The following is a 1,158-nucleotide window of genomic DNA, read 5'->3' as shown; positions in this document are numbered from 1 at the left end:
CCTGACTTAGGCCATGGGTGGGTGAGCAACGTCACTCTTGACACTGTTACCTGTTGGTTTTCGTCGGTGGGGAGGAATTTTTCCGCACTAAGTGGGTAGTGTCGGGGGTGTTCAGTAGTCTGATTTTTGTGAGTCCTTATATTCGCACCGTTAAGACCGCTTCTGGGGCGATGGCGGTGCAGGTGGTGTTCTCTGAACGCAAAGGTGCGAAAAGGATGAAGCATATCGGCTCAGCGCATTCAGAGTCTGAGCTTGCGCTTTTACGCGCTGAAGCTCAACGCATCGTCGATGGTGACCAACTCGCAATGGACTTCGGCGAGGCTACACACACCCCACCGGCAACAGGCAGCGTTTCCAACCCGCTGCCGGTAGTCGGTCAGCGGGCCGGATATTTGCTGGACTGTATTGATGCGTGTTTCAACGAGTTAGGCCTTGCTGCAGCAACCGGTGATGATCCGGTGTTTCGGGATCTGGTGCGCGCTCGGTTGATTAATCCTGGCTCAAAGTTTGATTCGATCGAAACCCTTGCTGAAGTTGGGGTGACAAGCGCAAGCTATCGCACCATCCAGAGGCGTCTTGCCTCCTTCGCTACCGAATCGTTCGGGGAGATACTAACCCAAGCGTTGGCCCATCATGCAGGCATTGGGCCAGGCGCATTCATCTTGTACGACGTGACCACCTTGTACTTTGAAACCGATACTGCTGATGAGCTTCGCAAACCCGGGTTTTCTAAAGAGCGCCGCCTAGAGCCGCAAATCCTTGTCGGGCTGCTTACTGATGCCACTGGGTTTCCACTGCATGTGGGCGCGTTTGCTGGCAATTCGGCAGAAACCCACACGATGCTGCCGATGATCACACGGTTCCAAGAGGCCTACCAACTCGACGAGGTTACCGTCGTTGCTGATGCGGGCATGTTTTCCGCGGCGAACAAGCAAGCACTCATCGATGCAGGCCTGCACTACATCTTGTCGGTGAAAACCCTCACCGTGCCTGAGGTGATCGAAACCTGGCGGCGAGAAAACCCCGGTGAAGACTACACCCACGGCCAGATCTGGACGCAAGCCTCGGCAAGTGATGGGCGCAAACACGCTACCCCAAATTCGGTGACCCACTTCCAGTACTCCCATGATCGGGCTAGACGCAGCCTGCGCGGAATCA

Annotated in this window: 1 protein-coding gene; it reads left to right on the top strand. The window is 55.6% G+C overall.

The window, feature by feature from the left end:
* Window positions 1-128 precede the first annotated feature (128 nt).
* Window positions 129-1,158, top strand: a 1,030-nt coding sequence (locus tag HMPREF2698_RS04615; RefSeq protein ID WP_070562498.1) for an IS1634 family transposase, incomplete at its 3' end; no start/stop codon positions are given.

The sequence above is a fragment of the Corynebacterium sp. HMSC072A02 genome (assembly GCF_001810085.1).
In the GTDB taxonomy this organism is placed as follows: Bacteria; Actinomycetota; Actinomycetes; order Mycobacteriales; family Mycobacteriaceae; genus Corynebacterium; species Corynebacterium hesseae.
Note: the sequence above shows the minus strand (reverse complement) of the source record. Positions and strands in the feature narration are given on the sequence as shown.